This window comes from Streptomyces sp. B93, assembly GCF_018070565.1.
GTDB lineage: Bacteria > Actinomycetota > Actinomycetes > Streptomycetales > Streptomycetaceae > Streptomyces.
This window is the reverse complement of sequence record NZ_JAGPXL010000012.1, coordinates 102,691-119,385: the sequence shown is the minus strand read 5'-3', so window position 1 is coordinate 119,385 and position 16,695 is coordinate 102,691. Positions and strand designations below refer to the sequence as shown.

Here is a 16,695-nt window from a genome sequence, read left to right as displayed (position 1 = left end):
CGTACGGCATGACTGTGCCCGGCACCGCCATTGGTGCCGGGCACAGTGACCGTGGTGACGGCGTGCGGCTAGGCGCGTCCGGCCGTCCGCTGGGTCTTGCGGGTCACGGAGTCGATGACGACCGTGGTGAGCAGGACGCCCGCGGTGATCATGTACTTGACCGGCTCGGCGATGGACTCCAGCTGGAGGCCGTACTGGATGGAGACGATCACCAGGACACCGAGGAGGGCGTTCCAGGTGCGGCCCCGGCCGCCGAAGAGGCTGGTGCCACCGATCACCGCGGCGGCGATCGCGTTCATCAGCAGGTCACCGGTACCGGCGCTCTGGTTGGCCGAGGCGATCTTGGAGGCCAGGAAGAGGCCGCCCATCGCCGCGAAGCCGCCGGAGATGGCGAACACCGAGATGCGGACCGCGGTGACGTTGATACCGGCACGGCGGGACGCCTCGACGCTGCCGCCGAGCGCGAACACCTTGCGGCCGTAGGAGGTACGGCGCAGCAGGAAGTCCGTGGCGATCAGGAACACCAGGAAGATCACCGTGGCCAGCGGCAGGCCCTTGTACTGGTTGTACATGTACGCCGCGGCGAAGGAGATCACCGCGAGCAGCGCCGTGCGCAGGATGGTGTCGTTGAGCGGCCGGGAGGGCACGCCCACGGCCTCGCGGCGCCGGTTGCCGAGGAACGAGGTGACGAAGAAGACCCCGGTCACCACGGCGGCCAGCACGTAGGCGGCGGCGATGTCGGTGAAGAAGTACGTGGTCAGCTGGCCGATGAGGCCGTCGCTGTCCAGGTTGATGGTGCCGTTCTCGCCGAGTGTCTGGAGCATGAAGCCGAGCCAGAACAGCAGACCGGCGAGGGTGACGGCGAAGGCGGGTGCGCCGAGGACGGCGAAGAAGAAGCCGTGGGCCGCGCCGATGGCGGCGCCCGCCGCGATGGCGATGACCACGGCCAGCCACTCGGGCACGCCCTGGTTGACGGCGAGGACGGCCGCGATGGCGCTGGCCGCGCCGGAGACCGAGGCGACCGACAGGTCGATCTCGCCGAGCAGCAGCACGAAGACGATGCCGACGGAGATCATGCCGGTGCCGACCATCGTGACGGTGATGTCACTGATGTTCTGCGCGGACAGGAACGCCGAGTTCAGGCTCTGGAAGACGACGCAGATGATGATCAGACCGAGGACGACCGGGATGGAGCCCAGCTCACCGGCCTTCATCTTGCGCTTGAACTCGCCGAGGTAGCCCGCCAGGCCCTGCTCGCGGACCAGCAGCCGCGGGTCGACCGCGGTGACCGCGGCGGCCGCGGCCTCGGGGTTCTCGACGATGTGCTCGTCCTCGGGCGTGGTGGTGGAGGTCTTGTCGGTGCTCACTTGGAAACCTCCCCGGTCGTGCGCGCCGCACGGCGGGTCACGGCGTTGTCGGTGGCGCCGGTGATGGCGGAGATGATCTCCTCCTGGGAGGTCGTCTTGACCTCGAAGACGCCGTTGTTGCGGCCGAGGCGCAGCACGGCCACCTTGTCCGCGACGGCCTTCACATCGGCCATGTTGTGGCTGATGAGGATGACCGCGTGATCGCGCTCGCGCAGCCGCTCGACCAGGTCGAGGACCTGGGCGGTCTGCTCGACGCCGAGGGCGGCGGTGGGCTCGTCGAGGATCACCAGCTTGGGCTCGCCGAGCATGGAGCGGGCGATGGCCACGGTCTGGCGCTGACCGCCGGAGAGCGAGGCGATCGGGATGCGCACGCTGGGGATGCGGATCGACAGCGTCTGGAGCAGCTCGCGGGCGCGGCGCTCCATCTCGATCTCGTCGAGGACGCCGAACTTCTTCAGCTCACGGCCGAGGAAGAGGTTGCCGACGACGTCGATGTTGTCGCACAGCGCGAGGTCCTGGTAGACGGTCGCGATGCCCAGGGCCTGGGCGTCGTGCGGCTTGTTGATCGAGACGGCCTTGCCGTCCCATTCGATGACGCCCTCATCGATGGGGTGCACGCCGGCGATCGTCTTGACCAGCGTGGACTTTCCGGCGCCGTTGTCGCCCACCAGGGCGACCACTTCACCGGCGTGGACCTCAAGCTCTACGTCGGTGAGCGCCTGGACGGCACCGAACCGCTTGGAGACCCCGCGCAACGCCAGCACGGGCGTAGCGGACACGTGAACCATCTCCTTCGCCGCCTGACCCGGCGGGAGGTTGTGCAGAAGATTGGGGGGATGTTCCGTCCGGCGCCCCGCAGTAGCTTGCGGGGCTGTGTGACGCGGGGCGCCGGAAGGAGCCTATGGCGCGGCAGGGGTCCCGGGGCTCATTGCGTGGCCCTGTACGGGAGTCGTGTGTCGACTCCCGTACCGGCTCGGGACGTGCGGCGACCGGGGGTGTTACTTGATGCCGAGCTTGTCGCAGGCGGCCTTGTACTTGCCCGTGCAGATCTCGTCAGCGGTGTAGACGCCGTCCTTGATGACGGTGTCGTTGATGTTGTCCTGGGTCAGCGAGGTGACGTCGACCAGGACGGACGGGACGGCCTTGGCGCTGTCGCTGTCGACCGAGTCCTTGGCGATGGAGCTGAGGTCCTCGCCCTTGGCCAGGGCGACGGCCATCTCGGCGGCGGCGTCGGCCTCGGGGGCGTACGGCTTGTAGACGCTCATGAACTGCTCACCGGCGACGATGCGCTGCACGGCGGCGAGTTCGGCGTCCTGGCCGGTGACCGGGATGTCGGCGATGCCGGCGGCCTTCAGGGCGGTGATGATGCCGCCCGCCATGCCGTCGTTGGCGGAGTAGACGCCGACGATCTTGTCCTTGCCGATCGCCGAGATCGCCGCCTCCATGTTGGCGTTGGCGTTGTCCGGCGACCACTCCTTGGTGTCGTACTCCTTGCCGACCTTCACCTTGCCGTCCAGGGCGGAGTGCGCGCCCTCCTTGAACATGGCGGCGTTCGGGTCGGTGATGGAGCCGTTCATCATGACGATCTGGCCGTCGTCGGCCTTGTCGCCCAGCGCCTCCAGCAGGGCCTCGCCCTGCACCTTGCCGACCTGCACGTTGTCGAAGGACGTGTAGGCGCTGATCGGGCCCTCGGCGAGGCGGTCGTAGGCGACGACCTTGATGCCGGCGTCGACGGCCTTCTGCACGGAGTTCTTGATCGCCTTGGCGTCCACGGCGTCCAGGATCAGCACGTCCACCTTGTTGGTGATCATCGTGTCGACCTGCTGGGCCTGGAGGTTGGCGTCCTGGCGGGCGTTGTTGTACTGGATCTCCGCCTTGTTGTTCGTCAGCTCCTTGATCTTCTTCTCGATCAAGGGCCGGTCGAACTTCTCGTAGCGCGCCGTCTTGTTCTCCGGCAGGAGCAGCCCCACCTTGATGTTGTCGCCCTTGGCGGCGGACTTGGTGGAGTCGCTGCTGCCACCGTCCGCTTCCTCAGCGCTGCCACAGGCAGCGAGCGAGACGGCCATCGCACCGGCGGCGATGGCAACGGCAGCACGACGCATACGCGTGTTCACTTCAGAAACCTCCCTGACGAGGCCGCGTCGTTGCGGCCGAGGTGGCTGGAAGTCAACTCGGCCACACGTGCGACGTCAAGAAGTAAATCCTTAACGGGTTGGCAACGGTGCCATCCGTTCTCTAAGTGAAGGCAGGTGTGGCGGAGTGCAGGGCGCCCCCCACACTTCCATCCAGAAGGGTCGAATCACCCATCTCACTGAGGGCCAGGGCGAGTGCCCCGAGCACCTCCGCACGGCCACCAAGAGCCCCCGGGAGAACGGACAGTTGGCGCGCCGCGCTGGGAATGGCGTAGCGGCCGACGGACTCCCTGATCGGCCCGAGCACCAGCTCACCGGCCTCCGCGAGATCACCGCCGAGGACCACCCTGCTCGGGTTCAGAAGATTGCACAGGTTGGCGACTCCACTGCCGATGTGGCGGCCGACGTCGGCGATCACCCGACGGCAGCCCGGGTCCCCGTCCCGCGCCAGCCGCACCACGCCTTCCACCGTCAGATCGGTGCCGTGACTGGACTGGAGGAGCGGCAGCACATAGCGCGCGGCCGCGAAGGTCTCCAGGCAGCCCCGGTTTCCGCACCGGCAGACGGGACCGGACTCATCGAGTGTAATATGACCGATTTCTCCAGCGGTGCCGCCGGGCCCCCGGTAGATCTTCCCATCGATCACCAGGCCCGCGCCGACACCGCTCGCGACCTTGATGTACGCCAGGTCGCGCACACCCTTGCCGCTGCCCCAGACCAGCTCGCCGAGCGCGCCGAGGTTGGCGTCGTTGTCCACGTGCACCGGCACCCCGAGCCGCTCCCGCAGCTCCTCGGCGGGCTTGGTGCCGCCCCAGCCGGGCAGGATGGCGGTCGAGCCCAGGGTGCCGGACTCCACGTCGATCGGGCCGGGTACGCCGAGGCCCACGCCCGCGACCTTGGAGCGGTCCACTCCGGTCGCCGCGATCAGCCGGTTGACCAGCTGTTCCGCCCGGTCGAGCCCTTGCGAGGCGGAGGCGTCCACGTCCAGCGGCTCGGACTCCTCGGCCAGCACCTGGTGGGCGAGGTTCCCGACCGCGACGCGCAAATGGGTGTGGCCGAAGTCGACGCCGACGACGATCCCGGCGTCCCCGCTCAGGGAGACGCTCCGGGCCCGGCGTCCGCCCGCCGAAGTGGGCGTGACCTCGACGGTTCCGCCTTCCTTCAACTCCCGGACGATGTTGGAGACGGTGGCTGCCGACAGGCCCGTCGTCCTCGCGATCTCCGCCTGGGTGAGCGATCCGGCCAGCCGCACGGCTCGTACGACACGCTCCAGGTTGGCTCGGTGCAGCGACGACTGCGACCCCGGAGTCTCCACGACGACCTCCTGCGCGCGGGACCGCTTCGATGAGGCCCCGTCCATGTCCAACTAGTGAACTCTAAGCTGAGCCGTTCGGGGTGCCGCCCGTCAAGAGGTTGAACAGTTTCCGTGAGCGTGCACAGACCTGCGCACGCCGTCACCAGGGGCGGGAACGGCGTGCGCACGGAGAACTGCGGAGGGCTACCGGGCCTTGTCTCCAGGGCCGGAGGTCGGCCGGGTCACTTCAGCGTGGCCGAGGTCAGTCCGGCCTGCACCTGACGCTGGAAGGAGAGGTAGACCACCAGCATCGGGACCATCGCGATCGTGACGCCCGCGAACAGGGCGGGCAGATCGGAGGCGTACCCCTGTTGCTGCTGGAGCTGGATCAGGCCCTGGGTGAGGACGTAGCGCTCGGGGTCGTCGCCGCTCTGCGGCTGCATGAGGACCGTCGGCAGGATGAACTGGTTCCACTGGCCCAGCGTGTTGAAGATCCCCACGCTGATCAGACCCGGCTTGGCCATCGGCAGCATCACCTGGAAGAAGGTCCGCGAGTGCGAGGCCCCGTCCAGGATCGACGCCTCGAAGACCGCCGTCGGCAGGGTCCGGAAGAAGGCGTGCATGAAGAAGACCGTGAACGGCATGGAGTAGGCGACGTACACCAGGATCAGGCCCTGGTAGGTGTTGAGCATGTCCAGCCGCCGGACCATGAAGAACAGCGGCACCAGGGCGAGGAAGACCGGGAACATCGCGCCCGCGACGAAGAAGTAGTACAGCAGCCGGTTGCCCCAGAACTCGTAGCGGGCGAGCACGTACGCCGCCATCGAGCCGAACAGCATCGTCAGCGGCACCGAGAAGGCCAGCACGATGACGGTGTTGAGGAAGTAGTCCCCGATGCCCTTCTCCCAGGCGCGGGAGAACACGTCGAGGTCCCAGTGCTGCGGCCAGCCGAAGGCCGAGCCGCCGATCTGGGCGTCGGTCTTGAAGGAGCTGAGCACCAGCCACAGCAGCGGCAGGACGATCAGCAGGGCCCACAGGGCGAGGAAGCCGTGCGAGAAGACGTTCAGGACGACGCCCTCGCCGCGCCGGTCGCCCGGCCGGAGGGCCGGGCTGTCCTCGGTCCGCCGGACGGGGGCGGCAGCGGGCTCCTTGATGGGTGCGCTCATGGTGGTCTCCCCCGCCTCAGAACTCGACGCGCTCGCGGCGGGTGGCGCGCAGCATCACGACGGACAGGATCAGGGTCAGCAGCAGCATGACCACGCCCATGGCGCAGGCGTAGCCGCTCTTGCCGTAGATGAGGAAGTTGCGCATCAGGACGGTCGCCATGACCTCGCTGTGGTGGTCGGGGCCGCCGCCGAACTCGCCCCGGGGCACGGTCATGGTGGAGACCAGGATGAACATGTCCATCGCGGCGATGCCGAGGTAGACCCAGGCGGTCTGCACCGAGTCCCACAGCAGCGGCAGGGTGATGCGGAAGAACGACTGGGCGCGGCCCGCGCCGTCGATGAGCGCGGCCTCGTAGACGTCCCTGGGGATGGACTGCATCGCGGCGGAGAACAGCACCAGGTAGAAGCCGACGCCGTGCCAGACGACGACCGCGATCAGCAGCCACAGGACGAGGTCGGGTTCGTTGAGCCATTCCACCGGCCGGTCGGCGTCGACCAGGCCGGTCTTGATGAGGAGGCCGTTGAGCATGCCGCCGCCGTCACTTCGGTACACCGCCTCGAAGAGCACCGCGAGAATGGCGAGCGACAGTACCTGCGGGAAGAAGTAGACGACCTTGTAGAACCGGGAACCGGCGACTCCGGAGACGCCGCCGGCCCGGCCGCGTCCGCCCGCGTTCAGCATGAAGGCGAAGAACAGGGCGAACAGAATGGTGATCACCGGGATGAACACCAGGAACAGGATGTTGTGCCAGATGGCCCGCAGGAAGACGTCGTCCTGGAACAGTGCCTTGTAGTTGTCCAGGCCGACGAACTCGAAGGTCTGCGACTGTCCCTTCCAGTCGGTCAGCGAATAGCCGAACGTCTGGAGGTACGGCCAGATGACGAAGATCAGATAAAGCGCCACAGGGGCGAAGAGAAACCCCGCGACGAACCGGTACTGCCCTTTGCGCATTGGCGTTCCTGCCTGCCCCTGGTGTTCCGGACGGTGACCTCTGGCACCCCTTTTGACGCTATTCCCGGCGGTTGTTCTTGGCGGAGGGGTCCTTCGCGGCCTCGTTGACGGCCGTCTGGGCCCGCTTCAGCCATTCCTTGGGCTGGATGCGCTGGGCCATCAGTTCGTTGGAGGCGTTCTGGATCGCGGTGTCCATCTCGCTGTACCACTCGGTGTACAGGTAGCGGAAGGTGTTGTCACCGGCCGCCTTGGACGCCTCGACCGTCGACTGGGTGCCGGGCCGCAGCTGCACGCTCGGGTCGACGCCGTCCTGGAGGATGGTCAGCGAGTTGGCCTCCTTGGCGAACAGCGTCGACCACTTCTTGGAGAGCATCATCCGCATGAATTCCTTGGCCGCGGGGAGGTTCCTGGCCTTGGACGGGATGATGAAGGGCTCGCCGGAACCGGCCCGGATCGCCTCGAAGGGCATGCTGCTGCCCTCCAGCAGCGGCATCGGCAGGAACTTCATGTCGAAGTCGTCCGGGGTCTGCTTCAGCTGCTCGTTCTCCAGCCAGGAACCGGAGGTGATGAAGGCGGCCTTGTACTGGTTCCAGCGGGTCTGCGACTCGGTGTGGGTCAGGCCGTTGGTGCCGGGCATCAAGTAGCCCTTCTCCACGACCTCGTAGATCGCCTCGACGGCCGCCAGGGCGGCGTCGGAGCCGACGAACGCCTTGGGGTCGAGGTTGTCGATCGCCTTCATGGCGTCCAGGCCGCCCTTCTTGGCGATCAGGTCCATGATGGCGACGTTGATGTAGTACGGGTACTTGCCCTGGTGGGCGAGGCCGCCGATGCCCTCGGACTTGGCGTCCTTGCAGATGGCGAGGAAGTCGTCCCAGGTCTGCGGCTCCTCCCAGCCCTTGTCGGCGAAGAGCTTGCCGGAGTACCACAGGCCCCACACCGTGTAGATGTAGTTGAGGGCGACGACCTTGCCCTCCTGGAGGCCCGGGTCGAGGGTGCCGGGAATGACGGTGTCGCGGACCTTCTTCGAGGGGTCGTCGACCGACGGGGCGTCCAGCACCTCGGCCAGGTCGAGGAGCTGACCGTTCTTGTAGAGCACATCGATCTTGATCTTCTGGGCGCCGGAGTTGTCCACGATGTCCGGCGGGTTGCCCGCGTTGAAGCGGGGCTGGAGCTTGCCGGTGATCTCCTGGGTGCCGGTGTGGCTGGAGGTGACGCCCCACTGCTTCTGGAAGTCGGCCTCCCACGCCTTGGCGTAGTCGTCGCCGTAGCCGCCCTTGAAGATGACGACGTCGAGTTTGCTGCCCTCCTTGAGACCGAAGGGGTTCTCCTCGGAGGTCTTTCCCTGGGAGTTGTCGTCACCGGAGTCGTCGCCCCCGCCGCTCGCGCAGGCGGAGAGGAAACTCATCGCGGGTACGGAGACCAGGCCAAGGGCCGCGGACCGCTTGATCAGGGAGCGGCGGCCGACGCCCGGTGCGCCGACATGGTCGGAACCGTTGTTCTCGGCGGAAGTGGATCCCATGCTCAAGTCCTCGCCTTCTTCCAGGACTCAGGCGGTGAACCGGATCCTCCCCGGCACCGCGGTGGGGTCAAGCAGGTCTTACGAGAAGCCGTGCAGGAAGTCGTGCAGGAAGCGCCGTGCATGTGAAGCCGTACTGCGACGTGCCCGTGTGCGTGCGAAGTGCCGACAGGTATAGTCCACTTCCCGCCAGCGGAGCAAGATCGAATGCAAGGTTGGCCGTTGGTCTTTTCCGAGTTGAGACCTCGCGGAAATATGAGCCGCCTGTGGGTGGCTTGCCGGAAAAATCCATGACATTGACCCCCAATGCCCCGAGCAACACCCTTGACAGCGCCCACCACTTGAGCCCCTACTGATCCTTGCGCACCTAAGGTGACAACGTTGTCCACAGCGCAGGGAGGTACGGGCGAATGCAGCGCGGAACGCGGCACAGAGTTGGGCCCAGATGGAGTACGGCGGTCGTGTGCACGGCCGCCTTTGTCATGGCCGTGGGCACCCCGGGCGCGGCGGTCGCCCTGCCCGAGGCACCCTCGGCGCCGGGCCGGGAGTTCGCGTCCTCGTTCGAGTCTGGCGAGCCGGCGCCCGACTGGCGGAACACCGTCGACACCGCACCGGACGGCAGCCCACGCGCCTCGGGCGTCGACGGCGGCTTCAGCAACGGCATCCCGGGCAATGTGACCGACCGGGTCACGGACGTCCGGGCGAACGGCGAGAACAGCGGGGCCGGGGAGGTGAAGGAGAACCTCGTCGACGTGGAGCCCGGCACCAAGTGGCTGGTCTTCCAGCCCACCGGCTGGGTCGAGTTCGACCTGGACGCGCCGGTGCGGCTGGAGACGTACGCGCTCACCTCGGCCAACGACTTCGCCGAACGCGACCCGAGGGACTGGACCCTGAAGGGCTCGGCGGACGGCACCGACTGGCAGACCCTGGACACCCGCACGGGCGAGACCTTCTCGGAGCGGTTCCAGACCAGGACCTACGACCTCGCCGAACCGGCCGAGTTCCGCCACTTCCGGCTGGAGATCACCCGCAACAACGGGGCGTCCAACATCGTCCAGCTCGCCGATGTGCAGTTCTCGACCGGCGGTGACTCCGACCCGATCCCGCCGGACATGCTGACGGGGACCGACCGCGGCCCGGTCGGCTCCCCGACCGCGAAGGCCGGGGTGGGCTTCACCGGCAAACGGGCACTGCGCTACGCCGGGCGGCACACGGCCGACGGCAGGGCGTACTCGTACAACAAGATCTTCGACGTCGACGTGGCCGTCGGACGGGACACCGAACTGTCGTACCGGATCTTCCCGTCGATGGCCGACGGCGACCTGGACTACGACGCCACGAACGTCTCGGTGGACCTGGTGTTCACCGACGGCACCTCGCTGAGCGGGCTGCGGGCGACCGACCAGCACGGCTTCCCGCTGTCCCCGCGCGGGCAGGGCGCGGCGAAGGTGCTCTACGTCAACCAGTGGAACAACGTCGTCTCGCGGATCGGCTCGGTCGCCGCGGGCAAGACGGTGGACCGCGTACTGCTGGCCTACGACTCCCCCAAGGGCCCGGCGAAGTTCCGGGGCTGGATCGACGACGTGTCGCTGAAGCCGGTCGCCCCCGAGAAGCCGAAGGCCCATCTGTCGGACTACGCGGTCACCACCCGCGGCACCAACTCCACCGGTGGCTTCTCGCGCGGCAACAACTTCCCGGCGACGGCCGTGCCGCACGGCTTCAACTTCTGGACGCCGGTGACCAACGCGGGCACGCTGAGCTGGCTGTACGACTACCAGCGGGCGAACAACGCGGACAACCTGCCCACCATCCAGGCGTTCAGCGCGAGCCATGAGCCGAGCCCGTGGATGGGCGACCGGCAGACGTTCCAGGTGATGCCGTCGGCCGCGTCCGGCACCCCGGACACCGCCCGCGCCGCCCGCGCCCTGCCCTTCCGCCACGAGAACGAGACGGCCCGCCCGTACTACTACGGCGTCCGCTTCGAGAACGGCGTCAAGGCGGAGATGACGCCCACCGACCACGCCGCGATGCTCCGCTTCACCTACCCCGCCGACGACGCCAGCGTCCTCTTCGACAACGTCACCGACCAGGCGGGCCTCACCCTCGACAAGGACAGCGGCACCTTCACCGGCTACTCGGACGTGAAGTCCGGTCTGTCCACCGGTGCCACCCGCCTCTTCGTCTACGGCGTCTTCGACAAGCCCGTCACCGACGGCGCCTCCAGCGGCGTCAAGGGCCACCTGCGCTTCGACGCGGGCGCCGACCGCACGGTGACCCTGCGGCTGGCGACCTCGCTCATCAGCGTCGACCAGGCCAAGGACAACCTGCGCCAGGAGATCCCGGAGGGCAGGTCGTTCGGTGCCGTGCGGGACGCCGCGCAGCGCCAGTGGGACCGCATCCTCGGCAAGGTCGAGGTGGAGGGCGCGACGCCGGACCAGCTGACGACGCTCTACTCCAGCCTCTACCGCCTCTACCTCTACCCCAACTCGGGCTTCGAGAAGGTCGACGGCAAGGACAAGTACGCCTCGCCCTTCTCCCCCATGCCGAACCCGGACACGCCCACCCACACCGGCGCCAAGATCGTCGACGGCAAGGTGTACGTCAACAACGGTTTCTGGGACACGTACCGGACGACGTGGCCCGCGTACTCCTTCCTCACCCCCAAGAAGGCGGGTGAGCTGGTCGACGGCTTCGTCCAGCAGTACAAGGACGGCGGCTGGACCTCACGCTGGTCCTCCCCCGGCTACGCGGACCTGATGACCGGCACCTCCTCCGACGTGGCGTTCGCCGACGCCTACGTCAAGGGCGTCGGCTTCGACGCGAAGGCGGCGTACGAGGCGGCGGTGAAGAACGCGACGGTCGTACCGCCGTCGGGCGGCGTGGGCCGCAAGGGCATGACGACCTCGCCCTTCCTCGGCTACACCAGCACCGCCACCCACGAGGGCCTGTCCTGGGCCCTGGAGGGCTACCTGAACGACTACGGCATCGCCAGGATGGGCCAGGCCCTGTACCGGGAGACCGGCGAGAAGCGCTACAAGGAGGAGTCGGAGTACTTCCTGGACCGCGCCCAGGACTACGTCAACCTCTTCGACTCCGAGGCGGGCTTCTTCCAGGGCCGCGACGCCAAGGGCGACTGGCGCGTGGAGTCCTCGAAGTACGACCCGCGCGTCTGGGGCCACGACTACACGGAGACCAACGGCTGGGGCTACGCCTTCACCGCCCCGCAGGATAGCCGCGGCCTGGCGAACCTCTACGGCGGCCGGAAGGCCCTGGCGGACAAGCTGGACGAGTACTTCAGCACCCCGGAGACCGCCTCCCCCGAGTTCGTCGGCTCCTACGGCGGTGTCATCCACGAGATGACCGAGGCGCGCGACGTCCGGATGGGCATGTACGGCCACTCCAACCAGGTCGCCCACCACGCCATCTACATGTACGACGCGGCGGGTGAGCCCTGGAAGGCCCAGAAGAACGTCCGTGAGGTGCTCTCCCGGCTCTACACCGGCAGCGAGATCGGCCAGGGCTACCACGGCGACGAGGACAACGGCGAGCAGTCGGCCTGGTACCTGTTCTCCGCCCTCGGCTTCTACCCGCTGGTAATGGGCAGCGGCGAGTACGCGATCGGCTCCCCGCTGTTCACCAAGGCGACCGTCCACCTGGAGAACGGCAAGGACCTGGTGGTGCGCGCCCCGAAGAACAACGCGCGCAACGTCTACGTCCAGGGCCTGAAGGTCAACGGCCGCCCCTGGACGTCGACCTCGCTGCCGCACTCGCTGCTCGCCAAGGGCGGGGTCCTGGAGTTCGACATGGGCCCGCGCCCGTCGTCGTGGGGCACGGGCGACGAGGCGTCCCCCGTCTCCATCACCAAGGGCAACCAGAAGCCGGACCCGCGCGCGGACGTCCTGAAGGGCGCGGGCGCCCTCTTCGACGACACCTCGGCGACGGAGGCGACGACGACGTCGGTGGACCTGCCGGTGCCGTCGGGCACGAAGGCGGTCCAGTACACGCTGACCTCCCCCGCCGACCGGTCGAAGGCCCCGACCGGCTGGAAGCTCCAGGCCTCCGACGACGGCACCAAGTGGCGCACCCTCGACGAACGCTCCGGCGAGTCCTTCGCCTGGGACCGCCAGCTACGCGCCTTCTCGGTGAACCAGCCGGGCACGTACACCAAGTACCGCCTGGTCCTGGCGGGCGAGGCCACGATCGCGGAGGTGGAACTCCTGGCCTGACCCGCCTCCCTTCCTTCCTCACCCGCTGATCGGCGAGGCCCCGGAGCCATCCTCCTCCGGGGCCTCGCCCCGTGGTGTCCTCGCTCGCAGGCCGATCCGTGTTGGTGCACTGTGGGAGGTATGAGCCGAGGAGAGCGACGCTTGGCCGACCTCGGGCAACCGTGGCCACCGAGCCACGTACTGCTGCCGATCACGCTCATGCTCATCGGCCTGATCACCGCCCTGGACATCGTGAGCACGACGAAGATCGTCCTCGGCCCCCTGCTGGTGATCGCGCCCGCGCTCATCGCCTGGTCCGAGGGCCCTTGGGTGACCGGAGGCGTGGGGGCGCTGGCCGTGGGTGCGCAGGCCCTCATCGGCTGGAACTCCGGCCTGCTGTTCTCCCGGGCCCTGATCATGCAACTGGTGGCTCTCACGGTGCTCTCGTGCCTGGTCGTGCTCCTGTGCGTGGTGCGCGACCGCAGCGCACGCAGGCTCGCGCAGGTACGGTCGGTCGCCGAGGCGGCCCAGCACGTGCTGCTGTGGCCGCTGCCCGGTACGCTCGGCCCGCTCCAGCTGGCCAGTCTGTACCTGGCCGCCGAGGACGAGGCCGAGATCGGCGGGGATCTGTACGCCGCGGCCCGTACCGATCACGCGACCCGCGTGATGATCGGGGACGTGCGGGGCAAGGGCCTGCCCGCCATCGGCGAGGCCGCCCTCCTGCTCGGCGCGTTCCGCGAGGCCGCCCACCAGCACTCCAGCCTGCCCGAACTGGCCGCCGCCCTGGAGCGGAGCGTCGTCCGCTACCTCGCCGACTTCGAACCCGTCGAGGAGACGGGGGAACGCTTCGTGACGGCTCTCCTGCTGGAGATCCCCGACGACGACCCGGTCATCCGGATGACCAGCTGCGGCCACCCCGCGCCCCTGCTGCTGCGTCCGGGCAGTGCCGTGGCCGTCCCCGACCTCACCCCCGCGCCCCCGCTCGGCCTCGGCCTGTCCGCTTCCGGCCTCTACACCCTCGACGCGGTGCCCTTCGGCGCCGGGGACACCCTCCTTCTCTACACCGATGGCGCCATCGAGGCCCGCGACCGTGACGGCGCCTTCTACCCCTTCAAGAAGCGCGCCGCCCAGTGGACCGGCTGCTCTCCCAAGGTCCTGCTCCGCCACATCCAACGCGACCTGCTCGCCCACACCGGCGGACGCCTGGGCGACGACGCCGCCCTCATCGCCATTCGCCGTACCCCCGCCTCACGCCCCTCGGACCACGGGCCACGCGCCGACACCACTCGCGCCGCATGATCTCCCACCACCTTGGTAAGGCTCAGCCAACCCCGTCATCGAGCCGAGCCCACCCGGTTGGAGCCGTCATGCCCTTCACCGTGCCCGCCCTGCCCGAAGGTGTCGACCCGGCCTGGCTGCCGCCCAGCGCCTTCCGGGCGGTCGGGTCCCGGCGGACGTTGATCCAGGGTTCCGGGCCGCTCGTGGAGACGGTGCACGGTGAAGCGGAGTGGGCGTGTGCCCGGTTCGGGGGCGGGGTGGACCGCGCCCCCGGGTCGGGGGCGTCGGCGTACGACTTGGTGTTCCGGGCCGAGGGGGGATTCCGCGACGAGGAGTTCGCCTGTGGGCGCTCGGGTGGCACGACCGTCGTCACCGCGTCCGGGGGGCGCGGGCTGCTGTACGGGCTGTTCCATGTCGTACGGCTCGGGGAGGACGCCTTCCGCGGGGAGCGGCCCGCCGAGATCCATCGTCCGGCGGTGGCGCTGCGCATGCTGGACCACTGGGACAACGTGGCCGTGCATCCCGTGATGGGGCAGGTGGAGCGGGGGTACGCGGGTGGATCGCTGTTCTGGGTGGACGGGCGGGCGCGCGAGCAGTGGGAGCGGGTGCGGGCGTACGCCCGGCTCCTTGCCGCCTGCGGGATCAACGCGGTGGCCGTGAACAACGTCAACGTGCACGAGACCGAGGCACATCTGCTCACCGACCGGATCGGTGACGTCGCCGCGCTCGCCGAGCAGTTCCGCGGCTACGGCATCCGCACCCACCTCTCCGTCACCTTCGCCGCGCCGGTCGTGCTGGGAGGGCTGGCCACCGCAGATCCGCTGGATGCCGGGGTGCGGGGGTGGTGGGCCGAGGCGACCGCCCGGGTGTACGAGTCCGTACCCGACTTCGGGGGGTACGTCGTCAAGGCCGACTCCGAGGGGCAGCCGGGGCCCTTCGCCTACGGGCGCAGTCACGCCGACGGCGCCAACATGCTGGCCGCCGCGCTGGAGCCGTACGGCGGTACGGTCCACTGGCGGGCCTTCGTCTACGACCACCGTCAGGACTGGCGGGACCGCTCCACCGACCGGGCGCGCGCGGCGTACGACCACTTCGCGCCGCTGGACGGGGGGTTCGCCGCCAACGCCGTGCTCCAGGTCAAGCACGGGCCCATGGACTTCCAGGTGCGTGAGCCGGTGTCGCCCGTCATCGGGGCGATGCCCCGGACCCGGCTCGCGGTGGAGTTCCAGGCCACCCAGGAGTACACCGGGCAGCAGCGGCACGTCTGCTGGCTGGGGCCGATGTGGAGCGAGGTGCTGCGGTTCCGGCCCGACGCCGAGACGGCCGTGGGGGCGCTCGCGGACGGTCTCGTCGCCGTGTCCAACGCCGGGGACGACCCGTACTGGACCGGACACCCGCTCGCCCAGGCCAACCTCTACACCTTCGGCCGGCTCGCCTGGGACCCCGGTGCCGGTCCAGGGGACGTTCTGCGCGAGTGGATCGGCCTCACCCACCCCGACGCCCCCGAGCGGCTGGTCGACGGGGTGCACGCCGTGCTCGACGGTTCCTGGCGGACGTACGAGAAGTACACCGCCCCGCTCGGGGTCGGGTTCATGGTGCAGCCGGGGCACCACTACGGGCCGAGCGTCGACGGGTACGAGTACAGCCCCTGGGGCACCTACCACTTCGCCGACCGTGACGGCGTCGGCGTCGACCGCAGCGCCGCCACCGGCACCGGGTACGCGGCGCAGTACGCCAAGGTGTGGGCCGAGGTGTACGAGTCGCCCGACACCTGCCCCGACGAGCTGGCGCTCTTCTTCCATCACCTCCCCTACGGGCACGTCCTGCGCGGTGGCTCCACCCTGATCCAGCACATCTACGACACCCGCTTCGAGGGCGTCGCCGAGGTGGAGGCGGCCAGGGAGGTGTGGGGCTCGCTGGCCGGCCTCATGGAACCGGCGCGGCACGCGCGCGTGGCGGAGCTGTACGAGGAGCAGCTGCGGTCGGCCCGGGAGTGGCGGGACCAGGTCAACAGCTACTTCTTCCGGAAGTCGGGGGTGCCCGACGCGCGCGGGCGGCGCATCTACTGAGCCGCGTGCAGGACGGCCACCCCGTACGGATCCAGCGTCAGGGGTCCGCCCCGCTCCAGCCGTTTGCCGGTCAGCAGGTCGACGGCCGTGCCGGCCGCGGTCAGCGACGCCGGGGCGGGGGCGTGGTTGAGGAGGAAGAGCAGGGGCGTGCCGTCGGCGGCGATCCGGGTCGCCGTCTCCACGCCGCGGTGATCCGCGTACCGGCCCAGCAGGCCGTGCCGGGACAGGACGCGGCGGGCGATCCGGTCCACGCCCCGCTGGTCGAGTACCGTCGCGACGTACCAGGCCTCGCCGCCACCGGCGCCGTGGCGGTTGCGGGTGACGGCGGGCGTGCCCGCGTAGAAGTCGGTGCCGTAGGTCGCGACCGCTTCGGCGCCGGTCAGCCGCACGATCTCGAAGACGAGCCGTGCCTCCGTCTCCAGCCGGTGTGCCAGGTCACCCTTGATCATGTAGAGGGCGGGGGCCATGGCCACGTCGTAGTGGCCCACGTCCGTCGTGTGCGGGACCACGTCCACGTCCGCGCCCGCCTCCCGTGCCGCCCGGTAGTGGGCGTGGACGACGTCCAGGTAGCGGACCAGCCGGGACGGGCCGTCGGGGGTCTCCAGGGCCCACCAGCTGTCCCAGTCGAAGACGAGCGCCGTCCGGGCGGGCGTGCGCTCGCCCAGCGTCGCGGCGCCCAGCGGTTGACCTCGGGGTGGCGTTTCGCCAGCCACGGC

At 69.1% G+C, this 16,695-nt stretch carries 11 protein-coding genes; 3 read left to right on the top strand and 8 right to left on the bottom strand.

Features of this window, described 5'->3' with window-relative positions:
• Positions 1-68: 68 nt before the first annotated feature.
• The 7 genes from KBY47_RS14685 to ngcE all read right to left on the bottom strand — a co-directional run bounded on the left by KBY47_RS14685 (position 69) and on the right by ngcE (position 8,430).
• Positions 69-1,367, bottom strand: coding sequence for a sugar ABC transporter permease (locus KBY47_RS14685; protein ID WP_210921534.1), 1,299 nt, complete (start codon positions 1,365-1,367; stop codon positions 69-71).
• A complete protein-coding gene (locus KBY47_RS14680) occupies positions 1,364-2,155 on the bottom strand; it encodes an ATP-binding cassette domain-containing protein (protein WP_210921533.1) in 792 nt (263 codons plus the stop codon). The genes KBY47_RS14685 and KBY47_RS14680 overlap by 4 nt, the downstream gene beginning before the upstream one ends.
• 210 nt (positions 2,156-2,365) lie before the next feature.
• Positions 2,366-3,469, bottom strand: a complete 1,104-nt coding sequence (locus KBY47_RS14675; protein ID WP_210921609.1) for a sugar ABC transporter substrate-binding protein — start codon at positions 3,467-3,469, stop codon at positions 2,366-2,368.
• Positions 3,470-3,602: 133 nt separating this feature from the next.
• Entirely contained in the window at positions 3,603-4,814 is a 1,212-nt protein-coding gene (locus KBY47_RS14670; RefSeq protein WP_210921532.1) for an ROK family transcriptional regulator, read from the bottom strand.
• A gap of 221 nt (positions 4,815-5,035) precedes the next feature.
• Positions 5,036-5,959: a carbohydrate ABC transporter permease gene (locus KBY47_RS14665; RefSeq protein ID WP_210921531.1), complete on the bottom strand. Its 924-nt coding sequence runs from the start codon at positions 5,957-5,959 to the stop codon at positions 5,036-5,038.
• 16 nt (positions 5,960-5,975) lie between these two features.
• Positions 5,976-6,911: a carbohydrate ABC transporter permease gene (locus KBY47_RS14660; RefSeq protein ID WP_210921530.1), complete on the bottom strand. Its 936-nt coding sequence runs from the start codon at positions 6,909-6,911 to the stop codon at positions 5,976-5,978.
• A gap of 58 nt (positions 6,912-6,969) precedes the next feature.
• Positions 6,970-8,430, bottom strand: coding sequence for an N-acetylglucosamine/diacetylchitobiose ABC transporter substrate-binding protein (ngcE, locus tag KBY47_RS14655; RefSeq protein WP_210921529.1), 1,461 nt, complete (start codon positions 8,428-8,430; stop codon positions 6,970-6,972).
• Between the two features lie 479 nt (positions 8,431-8,909).
• On the opposite strand from ngcE, the gene KBY47_RS14650 reads away from it, so the two are divergent.
• The 3 genes from KBY47_RS14650 to KBY47_RS14640 all read left to right on the top strand — a co-directional run bounded on the left by KBY47_RS14650 (position 8,910) and on the right by KBY47_RS14640 (position 15,979).
• Positions 8,910-12,653: a GH92 family glycosyl hydrolase gene (locus tag KBY47_RS14650; RefSeq protein ID WP_374103081.1), complete on the top strand. Its 3,744-nt coding sequence runs from the start codon at positions 8,910-8,912 to the stop codon at positions 12,651-12,653.
• 120 nt (positions 12,654-12,773) lie between these two features.
• On the top strand, positions 12,774-13,931 hold the full coding sequence (locus tag KBY47_RS14645; protein ID WP_210921527.1) for a PP2C family protein-serine/threonine phosphatase: 1,158 nt from the start codon (positions 12,774-12,776) through the stop codon (positions 13,929-13,931).
• A 68-nt stretch (positions 13,932-13,999) separates the two neighbouring features.
• Positions 14,000-15,979 (top strand): alpha-glucuronidase, encoded by a 1,980-nt coding sequence (locus tag KBY47_RS14640; RefSeq protein WP_210921526.1) that lies wholly within the window; start codon positions 14,000-14,002, stop codon positions 15,977-15,979.
• Here the strand turns inward: KBY47_RS14640 and KBY47_RS14635 are convergent.
• Positions 15,973-16,692, bottom strand: a complete 720-nt coding sequence (locus KBY47_RS14635; protein ID WP_374103080.1) for a beta-galactosidase trimerization domain-containing protein — start codon at positions 16,690-16,692, stop codon at positions 15,973-15,975. The two genes, KBY47_RS14640 and KBY47_RS14635, sit on opposite strands and share 7 nt — an antisense overlap.
• Between the last annotated feature and the right edge of the window lie 3 nt (positions 16,693-16,695).